Annotated in this window: 11 protein-coding genes; 5 read left to right on the top strand and 6 right to left on the bottom strand. The window is 73.1% G+C overall.

The window, feature by feature from the left end; all coding sequences use genetic code 11:
* Nucleotides 1-1,160: 1,160 nt before the first annotated feature.
* From BUB75_RS39355 to BUB75_RS39340, 4 genes are all read right to left on the bottom strand, one after another.
* A complete protein-coding gene (locus BUB75_RS39355; protein WP_073265066.1) occupies nt 1,161-1,445 on the bottom strand; it encodes a ubiquitin-like small modifier protein 1 in 285 nt (94 codons plus the stop codon).
* A 2-nt stretch (nt 1,446-1,447) separates the two neighbouring features.
* Complete coding sequence (locus tag BUB75_RS39350; protein WP_073265064.1) at nt 1,448-2,539, bottom strand: WD40/YVTN/BNR-like repeat-containing protein; 1,092 nt, start codon at nt 2,537-2,539, stop codon at nt 1,448-1,450.
* A gap of 116 nt (nt 2,540-2,655) precedes the next feature.
* Complete coding sequence (locus tag BUB75_RS39345; RefSeq protein WP_073265136.1) at nt 2,656-3,321, bottom strand: TetR/AcrR family transcriptional regulator; 666 nt, start codon at nt 3,319-3,321, stop codon at nt 2,656-2,658.
* Nucleotides 3,322-3,431: 110 nt separating this feature from the next.
* Nucleotides 3,432-4,592: a hypothetical protein gene (locus BUB75_RS39340; RefSeq protein ID WP_073265062.1), complete on the bottom strand. Its 1,161-nt coding sequence runs from the start codon at nt 4,590-4,592 to the stop codon at nt 3,432-3,434.
* Nucleotides 4,593-4,818: 226 nt separating this feature from the next.
* Here BUB75_RS39340 and BUB75_RS39335 point away from each other — a divergent pair, with 226 nt between their 5' ends.
* The gene (locus BUB75_RS39335; RefSeq protein ID WP_084742276.1) at nt 4,819-5,886 is read left to right on the top strand and encodes a lysylphosphatidylglycerol synthase transmembrane domain-containing protein; all 1,068 of its coding nucleotides are present in this window, start codon (nt 4,819-4,821) and stop codon (nt 5,884-5,886) included.
* Nucleotides 5,887-5,924: 38 nt separating this feature from the next.
* Here BUB75_RS39335 and BUB75_RS39330 read toward each other — a convergent pair whose 3' ends face one another.
* Both BUB75_RS39330 and BUB75_RS39325 read right to left on the bottom strand, forming a co-directional pair.
* Complete coding sequence (locus tag BUB75_RS39330) at nt 5,925-7,298, bottom strand: dihydrolipoamide acetyltransferase family protein (protein WP_073265060.1); 1,374 nt, start codon at nt 7,296-7,298, stop codon at nt 5,925-5,927.
* 1 nt (nt 7,299) lies between these two features.
* A complete protein-coding gene (locus tag BUB75_RS39325) occupies nt 7,300-9,444 on the bottom strand; it encodes an alpha-ketoacid dehydrogenase subunit alpha/beta (protein ID WP_073265058.1) in 2,145 nt (714 codons plus the stop codon).
* A 104-nt stretch (nt 9,445-9,548) separates the two neighbouring features.
* Here BUB75_RS39325 and BUB75_RS39320 point away from each other — a divergent pair, with 104 nt between their 5' ends.
* The 4 genes from BUB75_RS39320 to BUB75_RS39305 are packed head-to-tail and all read left to right on the top strand — an operon-like array spanning nt 9,549 to nt 13,290.
* Complete coding sequence (locus BUB75_RS39320; protein WP_073265056.1) at nt 9,549-10,031, top strand: VOC family protein; 483 nt, start codon at nt 9,549-9,551, stop codon at nt 10,029-10,031.
* Entirely contained in the window at nt 10,028-10,678 is a 651-nt protein-coding gene (locus BUB75_RS39315; protein WP_073265055.1) for a GntR family transcriptional regulator, read from the top strand. The genes BUB75_RS39320 and BUB75_RS39315 overlap by 4 nt, the downstream gene beginning before the upstream one ends.
* Complete coding sequence (locus tag BUB75_RS39310; RefSeq protein ID WP_073265053.1) at nt 10,671-11,132, top strand: (2Fe-2S)-binding protein; 462 nt, start codon at nt 10,671-10,673, stop codon at nt 11,130-11,132. The genes BUB75_RS39315 and BUB75_RS39310 overlap by 8 nt, the downstream gene beginning before the upstream one ends.
* Complete coding sequence (locus tag BUB75_RS39305) at nt 11,125-13,290, top strand: molybdopterin cofactor-binding domain-containing protein (protein WP_073265051.1); 2,166 nt, start codon at nt 11,125-11,127, stop codon at nt 13,288-13,290. Before BUB75_RS39310 ends, BUB75_RS39305 begins: the two co-directional genes overlap by 8 nt.
* Nucleotides 13,291-13,313 lie beyond the last annotated feature (23 nt).

Genomic DNA, 13,313 nt, shown 5'->3' with positions numbered 1-13,313 from the left:
CAGTCCTGCGGCGGTGGGTACCGCAGGTCCTGCGGCGGTGGGTACCGCAGGTCCTGCGGCGGTGGGTACCGCCAGTCCTGCGGCGGTGGCACCGCGCGGTGGTGTTGCCGGACGCTGGGACGGCCCCGGACGCGTCGGGTCGGTTCGCACGGTGGGCGGACGGCTCGCGACCGGCCGCGTCGGCGGGGCCTTGGGCGCCACCGGAGGTCTCGGGCCGCCACCGGCCGACCTCGTCGTCACCGGACCGGAGACACCATGATCCATCGTGGACCCTCCCCCACCGAGACTCCGCAGCGTGGTCGACACCCATGACCGACACCTGTTGACCGTCGGAGCGGTCACGCACCGGCCGAAGCCCGCAATACGGGACGACCGAGCAATGTGCTACAGATATCGACCTTTCCGCCCCTCGCGCCACCCCACTGCCTGATCAGCACGTAAACGAGCCATACCCGAACTTCAGAGCTTCATCCTATTTCCGCCCGTTTTACGGGCACAAGTAACGTTTCCGCATCGCTGCCCGCTCCATGCGCGCGGGGAAGGGCTCCTGCCCGCTACGTGCTCCGGACTCCGCACAGCCCTGGTACGGCGGCCCGGCACGACGACCCGGCATCCCGCTGCACCCCGACCGCAGCTACCAAGCCATGGCCGCCGCGACGACCGGCCCATCACGGACCGGGCCGCCATCACGGACCGGACCGCCATCACGGACCGGACCGCCATCACGGACCGGACCGCCATCACGGACCGGACCGCCATCACGGACCGGACTGCCGCCACAGACCCGCGCCGCGCACAGAAGGCCCGCGCCATGGATCAGGCTCCGCCTGGCGGACCCAGGCCGCCGCTATGGATCAGACTCCGAGTGGCCGACCGGACCCGCGCCGCGCACCCGTCCCGCACTGCGCGCGGCGACGCGCCCCCGACCGCGGGCGCGGGCGCGGCCCGAAGCGTCCACCTCGCGTTAACACCGCTCACCGCCGCGGTTCACCGCGGCCTTGGGCTGGCGGCGATCGCCTCGGCACGCGCCGGGCCGCCGTCCCGGCTGGCACGGGTCACCGCCGCGGCGGGCTCGCGCGGGTCGCCGCGGCGGGCTCGCGCGGGTCAGCCCGGCGTGGCTGGCGCCACCCGGGGGGCTTGGGCGGGCCACTGTGGAGGGGTCAGCCGCCGGCCACGGACGGGAGGATCAGGATCTCGCTCCCGTCGGGTACCGGCGTGTCGGCCCCGGCGAGCCGACGGCACTCCTCGCCGTCGACGTAGAAGTTCACGTACCGCCGCAGCGCGCCGCTCTCGTCCCGCAGCCGCCGGTCGAGCGCGGGATGGCGCTCGGCCAGCGCATCCAGCACCGCACCGATCGTCTCCGCGCGCTCGGCGGGCACGACCACCGTCGCCTCGTCCGCGGCGTACGGCCGCAGCACCCCTGCCAGGGAAATCGACACCGCCATGGCTACACCAGGCTCGCGCGGACGCAGAGCACGTCCGGTAGGTGCGCGGCGACGAGCTGCCAGCTCTCCCCCTCGTCCCGGCTGGCGTAAACCTCGCCGGTGCGCGCGCCGAAGTACACGCCGGCGGGGTCGGCGTTGTCGACGCAGAGCGCGTCACGCAGGACGGCCGACCAGAACTCGCCCTCCGGCAACCCGGCCGACAGCCCTTCCCAGGACTTCCCCGCGTCCTCGCTGCGATACACCCGGCACCGCGCGTCCGGCGGGAACCGCTTCGCGTCGGCCACCAGCGGGAAGTTGTAGACGACGTCGGGCCGGTGCGGGTGCGCGACGATCGGGAACCCGAAGTCGCTCGGCAGCCCGTCGGCGATCGACTGCCAGCTCGCCGCCCCGTCGTCGCTGCGATAGACGCCGTGGTGATTCTGCAGGTAGAAGCGGTCGGGCTCGGCGAGGTTCTGCGCCAGCTTGTGCACGCACTGCCCGAACTCCGGGTACGGATCGGGCAGGAAGTAGGCCTTCACCCCGGTGTTGCTCGACGCCCAGGTCTCCCCCGCGTCGTCGCTGACGTACACGCCGCCGGTGGACATCGCGACCGTGAGCCGACGCGGGTCGGTCGGGTGCGGCAGCACCGTGTGCACTGCCATGCCTCCGTAGCCGGGCGTCCAGTGCTCGCGGTGTGGGTGATTCCAGAGTCCTTCGACGAGCGAGTACGTGCGCCCACCGTCGTCGGAGCGGAACAGCGCCGACGGCTCGACCCCGGCGTAGACCACGTCGGGCTCGGACACCGGGCCGGGCGCGAGCTGCCAGACCCGGCCGAGCGCCGCGCCGGTCTCGGCCGGGAAGGCGACCGGCGCGTGGTCGGGCTCGTACCAGGTGGCGCCGAGGTCGTCGCTCACCGAAACGCTCGGCCCGAAGTGTTCGCTCGTGATACCGGCGAGCAGCCGCGGGGTCGCGCCGCGGACGTCGATCGCGACCGCGTAGACGTCGGTCATCGGATGGTGCGGACCGGAGACCTGCCAACTAGCACGACCGTCGTCGCTGGTCGCCAGCCAGAGGCCCTTACGCGTGCCGATCGCCAACAGTGCAGTGTTTGCCATCGCTACCTCCTCACCGGGATATCGGCGGACGCTACGCCACCCCAGTGACAATTCGCGGCCCCGTGCGGACGGCGGACCACATCAGAGCCCGGCCGCGCCGGAAACCGGCCGCGACGTCACGAACCGGCCGGACCCGGCACGGAGAGCGGGATCAGCTCCGCGGTCAGGAACTCGTCGAGATCGTCGGTGAGGTAGCGGTCGAGGACCGGCGCGAGCAACCCGACGACGTCGTCGACGGGCATGCTCGCCATCGGGTCGGTCGGCACGACGTACCGCAGGAACGCCATGCCGAGCATCTGGGTCGCGGCCAACGGCACCCGTCGCGACGCCTGTTCCACGCCGATCTCCCTGCCGATCACGCCGACGAAGTGACGCGCCATCAGCCCCCGCACCGCTCGGCGAGCCTCGTCCTCGCTCGCGGCGCTCAGCGCCATCGCGGTGAGCGCGGGCCGGGTGTCGGGGCGTTCCCAGAGACCGAAGTAGAACGTGGCCAGGCGACGGCCGAGCGTCCCGTCAGCAGCGGCGAACCGGGCGGCGACCTCCTCGGGCGACCCGATCAGTAGCTCGAGGCTCGCCCGGAACAGTCCTTCCTTGCTCGTGAAGAACTGGATGACCAGCGACGGGTCGACCCCGGCGTCGCGCGCGATCGAACGGATCGTCGCTTTCCGGTAGCCGTGTTCGGCGAACGCCGCCCGGGCGGCGGTCAGCACGGCCTCCCGGGTGTTCGGCGAGCCGGGCCGCCGACCCCTGCGCCGGGTGGTCTCGACGTCCGGGACGCTCATCGTCGCAGCGTAACTCGACGGCGGAGCCGGCTGCCGACCCTGGCGGGGGTCGGCAGCCTGCCGGTTGGCCACCGGCCGCGGTGCGGCCGGTGGTGGCACGGAGACCACGGTCAGACCGCGGCAGGCCGCGTAGTCGACGACGTCGATCCGGACGACGCCGAACCCGGCGCCGCGGTCCCGGACGACGCTTCCGGCGACAACGCTTCGGACGAGGACGACCCGGCCGACCCCGACGACCCGGCCGGCGCGGGCTCGGAGGACGACGCGGCCTCGGAGGGCAGCGTGCCGGCGCGCCGGGCCCGCCAGGCACCTGCGGCGGTGAGCAGCAGCCCGAACGCCACCCAGCAGGTCAGCACCGTGAGCGCCGCCGCCGTGCCCGCCCCGTCGAAGTACGCGTTGGCCCGCAGGAGCGTCGCGCCGGCACCGCTCGGCAGCAACTGGCCGAACGCTCCCCAGCCGGACGGCAGGAACTCCGGCCCGGCCGCCAGCCCGGACAGCGGGTTGCCCAGCAGGACGAACGTCGCGGCGCCGAGCCCGATGCCCGCCACGCCGAGCAACGCCTCCAGCCCGATCACGGTCAGCGCCACCGCGGCCAGCGTGAACGCCACGCCGAGCGCGACCGCGACGACGTTCTCGTCCACCGAACCGAACCACCACGTCAGGACCGAAGCAGCCAGCGCACCCTCGACCAGCGCGAACGCGATCGCGGAGACGACCTTCAGCCACGGACGCCCCGGGAAGCGACGGATGAGCAGCACGGCCGACAGGATGCCGCCGAGCACCATCGGCAACCCGATCGCGGTCAGGCCCGCGCCGCGCGGGTCGTCCGCCGGAAGCGGCCGGACGTCGACGGTCGTGGCCGTCGCGCCGTTGTGATCTGCCAGCGCGGCACCGATCGTGCTGATGCCCTGGGCGATCGGCGGACCGGCCGCGGTGGCGGTGAGTATCCGGACGGTCGGCGCCCCGCCCTCCGCGCCGAGGACGAAGCCGCCATGCACCTCACGGTCGCCGATCGCCGCACGGAGGGCGTCCTCATCGTCGTAGGTCTGGACCTCGAAACCGCCGGGCGCGGCCTTCGCCAGCGCGCCCTCGACCGCCGCGACGGATGGCGGTGGCCCGACGACGCCGAGCGGGACGTCGTGCGGCCCGCCGTTCACCGACGGCAACCCGAACGCCAGCAGCAGGATGCCGACGATCAGCGCGAGCGCGCCGACGAGGCCGGTGGCCTCCAGCCACGCCGGCCGGGAACGGGGGGTGGAGGTTTTTGCCATGAGGGGCTCCTTCGCTCCGGGGGCCGCCGTTGTCGAGCCGCCCACGAGTCTCTAATTCAACAGTTGTGGAGTTTCGCGATTCCGACGGTAGACCTCCCTGGCGCTAAAATCAACAGCCGTTGAGAAAATTCGATAAGCTTGCCGCACGGCCCGTTGCCAGGTGGGCGTTTAACGTAGATAGTCGGGTTAAATCCCGTCCCGGACTGAACCGCAGGGAGAGGGGGCTATGAGCGGCGAGGTCGCTTTCCCCATCCCTGCCCCGGAGACGCCGGTCCGGTCGGCGCGGAGCCGCGCGCTGCGGAAAATCGTGCCGATCGTGGTCGTCCTGGTGATCCTGGTCGTCGAGGCGATCGTCGGCTGGCACTCGTTGGTCGAGGCGTTCAGCCAGCTCCACACGCCGGTGTGGAGCTGGGTCGCGCTGGCCGTCGTGGCCGAGTTGGTGTCGATGGGTGGGTACGCCCGCATGCAGCGCCGGCTGCTGCGGTCCACCGGGACGACCGTGCACCTCGGCCGTCACGTCGCGCTGGCGTTCGCCGCGCACTCGCTGTCGGTCAGCCTGCCGGGCGGGCCGCTGTTCTCGACCCGCTACAACTTCCAGCAGATGCGGCGGTACGGGGCCTCGGCCGCCGCCGCCTCGTGGTGCATCGCGCTGAGCGGCGTCCTGTCGAGCGTCGCGCTGGTAATCATCGGCGCCGCAGGCGCCATCCTGGCCGGCAGCGGCGGCGGACTGTCGACGCTCCTGACCTACCTGGCCGTCGGTGTCGCGCTGGCGCTCGCGGTGCGGGGGATGGCGCGGCACCCGCAGTGGCTCACGACCGTGGCCGGTGGGATCGAGTCGTTCGTCAACCGGGTCCGGCAGCGTCCGGACGACGGTAGTGGGCGCCTGGTCGCGCTCGTCGACGAGATCACCGCGGTCCGCATCCGGCCGCTCGACCTGGCGATCGCCTCGTACTTCGCGTTGGCGAACTGGCTGTTGGACGCGCTCTGCCTGTGGTTGTGCTGCCGGGCGGTCGGCGCTCCGGACATCACCGTGATGCACCTCGTGCTCGCGTACTGCGCGGGCATGGCCGCGGCGAGTATCCCGCTCGTGCCCGGCAACCTCGGCGTCGTCGACGGTGCGTTGATCGTCGGGCTGGTGGCGGGTGGGATGGAGACGAGTACGGCGATCGCGGCGGTCGTGCTGTACCGGATCATCAGCCTCGGGTTCATCATCAGCGCGGGGTGGGTGGTGTGGCTGCTGGTCCGCCGCCGCCAGCGTCGGGAGCCGCTGCGTCAGGCGGTGCCAGTCGGCTGACGGCGGGCCGCGCGGCGCGCCTCGCTCAGTCCGGCGGATCAGAGGAGGATGCGCAGCGGGTCGTGGACGATGTCGAGGAACGCTGCCATCCAGCGGGCGGCGACGACGCCGTCGACGGGCCGGTGGTCGACGGTGAGCGTCACGCGCAGCACGGTGGCGACGGTGAGCGCGCCGTCGCGGGCCACGGGTTCCTCGCGGGCGGCGCCGACCGCGAGGATCGCCGCGTGCGGCGGGTTGAGGACCGCGGCGAACTCCTCGACGTCGTAGCCGCCGAGGCTGGTCACGGTGAGCGTGCCGCCGACGAGTTCATCGGGGCGGATCCGGCCGGCTCTGGCGCGGGCGACGAGGTCCGCCGACGCGGTCGCGATCGCGGAGATCGGGGCGCGATCGACGCCGCGGAGCACCGGCGTGACCAGGCCGTCGTCGGTCGCGACCGCGATCGCGACGTCGACGGTGTCGTACGCGCGGACCGCGTCCGGCGTCCAGACGACGTTGAGTTCCGGCACGTCGACGTGGGCGCGGGCGGCTGCGGCCACGACGAGGTCGGTGATCGAGATCTTCGCCGGGGACACGGCGTTCAGCCGGGCACGGAGCTCGAGAAGATCATCGACGCGGGCGGTGCCGCGCACGGTGAAGTGCGGCGCCTCGGTGGCGCTCGCGGTGAGGCGCGCCGCGATCGCCCGCCGCATCCGCGTGTGCGGTATCTCCCGATAGCCGGCGGCGGCGTGCCGCGCGGAGCCCGCGCCCCGCTCAGCGTCCGAGCCGGGCAGCGAGCCCGCCGCGAACGCGGCCTCCACGTCCACCTCCCGCTCGACGTCCGGCTCGGGTGTAGACGCCCGAGCCGGTCCGGGCGGTAGGGCCGACGCAGGAGCCGGCCGGGGCAGCTGGACTGGCGCGGGCGGCGGATGCGGCCCCGGCCGCGGCCCTGGAGCCGGTCCGGGCGGCGGGACCGGCGCGGGTGCGGGGGGCGCCGGGCCTGCGGCGGGCTGGCGGGCCTGCAGGGCTCGCTCGAAGTCGCGCTTCACCACCCGCCCGCCCGGCCCGGTCCCCACCAGGTCCTCCACCGCCATCCCCGCCTCCGCGGCGAGCCGCCGCACCAGCGGACTCGCGAACACCCGCCGCCCCCCGACCCCGAGCGCGGCCAGCACCGCGTCGAGGTCCGCCGGCGCCTCGCCCGGGTCGCCCAGCACCGCGATCGGCGACCCGACCGGCACCGTCTCCCCCGCGGCGACCAGCGTCTTCAGCAGGACGCCGCCCGCGTCGGCCGGCACATCCACGACCGCCTTGTCGGTCTCCACCGTCGCGAGCATCTCCGCGGCCGCGAACGACGACCCGACCCCCAGGGCCCACTCGGCCAGCACCGCCTCGGTGACGTTCGCCGCCACCTCCGGCATCCGCAGCAGTCGGGCCATCTCAGCCGTCCACCAGAGCGGCCAGCACGGCGGCGACGTCCGACGGCGACGGCAACGCGGCCCGCTCCAGCACCGCACTGATGCTCGGCGACGCCTCCCGGCCGGTGATCCGCTCGACCGGAGCGTCCAGCCAATCGAAGTACCGTCGCTGGATCTCGTCGGCCAGCCACCCGCCGTACGACGTCCCCGGCGGCCCCTGCTCGGCGATCACCACCCGGTTCGTCTTCCGGACGCTCGCCCCGATCGTGTCCCAGTCCAGCGACGCCCGATCGAGCCACCGCAGGTCGATCACTTCCGCGTCGACCGCGCCGACGCCACTCAGGACGACGCCCACCATCCCCAGGTACGTGAGCACGGTCACCGCGGATCCCGCCCGCCGCACGGCCGCCCGCCCCACCGGTAAGCAGTAGTCGAAGTCCGTCACCGGCCCCGGCCCGGTCGACGGGTACAGGTCGACGTGCTCCAGCACCAGCACCGGATCCTCGCAGCGCAGCGCGGTGTTCATCAGCCCGACGTAGTCGAACGGCGTGGACGGGGCGACGATCCGCCAGCCGGGCGCGGTCGCGAAGATCCCGGCCGGGTCCATCGAATGCTGCGACCCGTATCCCGTCCCCATCGCGACCTTGCTGCGCAGCACAAACGGCACCGAGCCGTCGCCGCCGAACATGTGCCGTGCCTTCCCGATCTGGTTGAACAGCTGGTCGGCCGCGACCCACATGAAGTCCGCGTACATGAACTCGACGACCGGCAGGAACCGACCGTCCAGCGCGATACCACCGCCCAGCCCGGTGAACGCGTTCTCGCTGATCGGCGTCCCGAGCACTCGCCCGGGAAACGCGTCGGCGAGCCCGCGGGTGGCGCCGTTCGTCCCGCCGTTCAGCCGGTGGACGTCCTCCCCCAGCACGACCACCCGCGGATCGATGGCCATCCGGCGGCCCAGCACGCCGGACACCGCGTCGATGAACGTCATCTCGGTCAGTTCCCCGGCGAACTCCGGCGCGTCGTTGAGCTCCCGCAGGTCACCACGGATCCCGACGTCGACGAACGCTGGATCGGGCCACTCCGCGGGACGGATCCGGCGTCCGTCGGCCGTGGGCTCCAGCAGTACCTCCCCGGCCGACGCCAGCAACTCGGCCGCCGCGTCCCGCACCGCCGCGACCTGGTCGGCGGTCAGCAACCCGCGCCGCAGAACGTGGCCGGTCACCCGGTCGACCGGATCGCGGGCCCGCCACGCGGCCTCTTCCTCCTTCGTCCGGTAGCGGAACGCGCTGCCCGGGAACGGCCCGTTCTGATGGAAGAAGCGGTAGGTGTCCGCTTCGACGAGCGTCGGCCCGTCTCCGGCGCGCATCCGTGCGACCGCCTCGGTCATCGCCAGGTGCACCGCGAGCGGATCCATTCCGTCGACCCGCCAGGCCGCGATGCCGAACCCGGGGCCGCGCGCGGACAGCCGCGGTTCGCCGGTGGCCTCGCGCACCGACGTCGATACCGCGTACTGGTTGTTCTCCACGAAGAAGCAGAGCGGCAGCCGCCAGGCCGCGGCCAGGTTGAGCGTCTCCAGCGTCGAACCGATGTTGGCCGCCCCGTCGCCGAAGTACGTCACCGACACCGCGTCGGTACCGGCCTGCCGGTGCGCCCACGCGTAGCCGGCGGCCAGCGGGACCCCGCCGCCGACGATCGCGTTGGTCCCCATCGCACCGGCCTGCTTCCACTGCAGGTGCATGGATCCGCCCCGGCCGTGGCCGAAGCCACGGTCCAGACCGCAGATCTCGGCGAGGGTCCGTAAGACCAGCGTGCGTACGTCGTCGGTGACCGCCTCCACAAGATCCAAGCCCTTGGGGACGACGTGATGCAGCGCCTTCGCGAGGAACTGATGGTGGCCACGGTGCGAGCCGTTCACGGTGTCCCCGTCGGACAGCGCGAGCACCGAGCCGACCGCGCCGCCCTCCTGGCCGATGCTGGAGTGCGCCGGGCCGTGCACCAGGCCGTCGGCGGCCAGTTCGAGCACGTACTCCTCGAACGTCCGGATCAGCACCAGCTGGTTGAGCATCGTCGTGAGCAGGTGCGGATCGGCGCGGTCCCAGTCGTCGTCGGTGGTGGTCAGCTCGACCCACGGCGGGGCCGGTTCGAGCGGCCGGTGCGTTGGCATAGCGTCCTCCCCGGCGGTGGCGAGGCTCTCAGCGTCCCACAAGAATGGATCCATCATCGGGCGATCACCGGTCGCAGGCGCCGAAAGGCGCCTAACCTGGATCCATGTTGCCGGGACTGCAGCGACTGGACCACATCGGATTCACGGTGCCCGACCTGGACGAGGCAACGACGTTCCTGGTCGACGTCCTCGGCTGCGAGTACCTGTACTCGCTCGGTCCGTTCGCCGCCGACGACGGCTGGATGGCCGAGCACCTGAACGTGGATCCGCGCGCGACGATCCCGGAGAACCGGTTCTTCCGCTGCGGTGGGCAGGCGATCTTCGAGGTGTTCGCGTACACCGCGCCCGATCAGCGTCGGGAGCCGCCGAGAAACAGCGACGTCGGCGGGCACCACGTGGCGCTGTACGTCGACGATCTGGACGCGGCGGTCGCGTACCTCCGCGAGCGCCGGGTCCGGGTGCTCGGCGAGCCGACCGCGAGCCGCGGTCCGCACGAGGGCCAGCGGTGGGTCTACTTCCTCGCGCCCTGGGGCATGCAGTTCGAGCTGGTCTCGTACCCGCACGGCAAGGCGTTCGACCGATCATGACGCTCGTGGAACCCACTAGTCACCGCGTTGCCGACCATCTGCGTGCCGCGATCCTCGGCGGCGACATCGGTCCCGGTGAACGCATCCGCCAGGAGGACGTCGCCCGGCGGCTGGGAGCGAGCCGCCTGCCGGTCCGGGAGGCGCTGCGCATGCTGGCCGCCGAGGGACTGCTCGACCACGAGACCAACAAGGGCGCCCGGGTGCCGCGCCGCGATGCCCACGAGGTCGACGTCCTCTACCGGATGCGGGAGCGCCTCGAGCCGCTGGCGATCGCGGAGAGCATCCCGCACCTCTCGTCCGACGACCTCGCCCGGCTGGACGGGATCCAGACCGCGATCGAGGCGGACCCCGACGTCTCCCGGTTCATCGAGCTGGACCGGGAGTTCCACCTGCTGACCTACCAGGGCTGCCCGTTCGACCAGCTCACCGGCATGGTGACGCGGCTGTGGAACTCCACCCAGCACTACCGGCGCGCGTTCGTGCGGCTGTCCGGGCCGAGCCGCCGGTGGGTGATCAACGCCGAGCACCGGCTGTTGCTCGACGCGATCGACCGCCGCGACACCGTGGACGCCGAGCGGTACCTGAGCGGGCACATCCGCCGGACGCGCGTCGAGCTCGGGAAACATCCCGAGGTGTTCGATGGCTGAGGTGTTCGCGCTGACGGTGAACGGGGTCGAGCGGCAGGTCACCACTGAGCCGGACACGCCGCTGCTGTACGTCCTGCGGAACTCGCTGGGCCTGGTGGGCACCCGGTTCGGCTGCGGCGTCGGCCTGTGCGGGGCGTGTTTCGTGCGGATCGACGACGCGGTCGTGCCGTCGTGCGACACCCCGATCTCGTCGGCCGCCGCCCGTCGAGTCACCACCGTCGAGGGGCTCGCCGACGGCTCCTCGCTGCACGCCGTGCAACGGGCCGTCCTCCGCACCCAGGCCGGTCAGTGCGGCTACTGCCTCTCCGGCATCCTGGTCAGCGCCGCTGCGCTGCTGGACCGGGATCCGGCGCCCGACGAGGTGACGGTGGCCGACGCGCTCGACCGGAACCTCTGCCGCTGCGGCGCCCACCGCCGGATCGTCGCGGCGATCGTGGCGGCGGCCGATGAGTGAGGTCGCGCAGTGGATCACCGTGCACGATGACGGCGCGATCGACGTCCGGGTCGGCAAGGTCGAGCTCGGGCAGGGCATCGTCACCGCGCTGGCCCAGCTCGCCGCCGACGAACTGGGCGTCGACCTCGCGCAGGTCCGGATGCGGCCGGCGTCCACCGACGGCCCCGACGAGGGGTTCACCGCGGGCAGCATGTCGGTCGCCGACTCCGGAGCGGCGGTGCGGCTGGCCGCGGCCAACGCCCGGGAACTGTTCCTGCGCGCGGCCGGTGGCACGCACGTCGAGAAGGGACGGATCACCGGGCCGGGTGTCGACACGACCTACGCCGCGCTCGCTTCGCTGGTCGATCTGCGGGTGCCGGTCGACCGCTCGGCGCCGCTGATGGTGCCGGGGCCGTTGACCGGCACGAACGTCCCCCGGCTCGACCTACCGGACAAGGTCGCGGGTCGCTCTCGCTTCGTGCACGACCTGCGGCTGCCGGGACAACTGTTCGGCCGGGTCGTGCGGCCGCCGTCGCCGGGTGCGGAGTTGCGGTCGGCCGAGGCCGGGCCGGGTGTCGTGCGGGACGGCTCGTTCCTCGGCGTGGTCGGGCCGGACGAAGCCGCGGTGGCGCGGGCCGCGGAACGGCTCCGCGCGTCGGCTCGCTGGCGCGAGCACGACACGCTTCCCGACGAGAACGATCTGGACGCATACCTGCGCGCGGGCCCGCACGACGTCACAGTCCTGTACGACGAGCCGTCGGACGCCGAGCCGCTGGACGCCGCGGCGGCGGGCACCGTGTCGGCGGGCACCGTGTCGGCGGGCACCGTGTCGGCGGGCGCCGGACCGCGGCGGGCGGGCCGTCCGGGGCCGGGGGGCGCGCTGTCGCTGCGGGCGACCTACAGCCGTCCGTTTCTCGCGCACGCGTCGATCGCCCCGAGTTGTGCGGTGGCGCGGTGGGGGACGTCCGGCACGCTGCACGTCTGGAGTCACACCCAGGGCGTCCATCCACTGCGGAACGCGATCGCGGCCGCGCTGGGCCTCGACCCCGCCCGGGTGACGGTCGAGCACGTCGAGGGGGCCGGTTGTTACGGCCACAACGGCGCCGACGACGTCGCGTTCGACGCGGTGCTGCTCGCGCGGTCGGTGCCCGGCCGGCCGGTGTCGGTGCAGTGGAGCCGGGCGGACGAGCTGGCCTGGGCACCGTTCGGTTCGGCGATGACCGCGGACGTCGCTGCCACGCTGAACACCAGCGGGCGACTCACGTCCTGGTCGTACGACGTCTACAGCCAGGGCCACACCGCCCGGCCCGGCTACGCCGGCATCCCCGGCTTCCTCGCCACCGAACACGTCTCCACCGCAGGGCCGGGCACCACCGCAGGGCCGGGGGCGACCACCGGGCCGCTGGCGGCGGCGGTCGACCCGCCTGCGCGTGCCGGTCACGGGTCGCTGCGCAACGCGGTGCCCGGCTACGACGTCGGGCTCCGCCGGATCGTCGGGCACCGCCTGCTGCGGACGCCGATCCGGAGCTCGGCACTGCGATCGCTGGGCGCGTTCCTCAACGTCTACGCGATCGAGTCGTTCCTGGACGAGGCCGCCGCACTGGCGGGCGCCGACCCGCTGGCGTTCCGGTTGGACCACCTGAGCGACCCCCGCGGCCGCCGGGTGCTCGCGGCGGCCGCCGAGGGCTGGGGCGCCCCGCTGCCCGAGGGCGTCGGCCGCGGCCTCGGATACGCCCGGTACAAGGGCCGTGGCGCGTACTGCGCCGTGCTCGCCGAGGTCGAGGCCGTGGACGACGTCCGGGTGCGGTCGCTGCGGATCGCGGTCGACGTCGGCCGGGTCGTGAACCCCGACGGCGTCCGGAACCAGATCGAGGGTGGCGCGACCCAGGCCACCAGCTGGACGCTCTCCGAACGCGTCCGCTTCGACCGGCGCCGGATCACGAGCGTGACCTGGGACGACTATCCGATCCTGCGGTTCTCCGAAACGCCCAGGGTGGACGTGACGCTGGTCGGGAGCCCCGACGAACCGTCGGTCGGTGCGGGCGAGGCGGCCCAGGGCCCGACGGCGGCGGCGATCGCGAACGCGGTCGCCGCCGCGGTCGGCGTCCGTGTCCGCGATCTTCCGCTCACCCGCGAGGCGGTGGTGCGTGCGATCGAGGCGATGCCGCCCGCCGAGTGACGGGAAACCGGGCGGTAAGCGCG

It is taken from the genome of Cryptosporangium aurantiacum, from assembly GCF_900143005.1.
In the GTDB taxonomy this organism is placed as follows: Bacteria; Actinomycetota; Actinomycetes; order Mycobacteriales; family Cryptosporangiaceae; genus Cryptosporangium; species Cryptosporangium aurantiacum.
The sequence above is the reverse complement of the archived record's forward strand: the minus strand, read 5'-3'. Positions and strand labels throughout refer to the sequence as shown.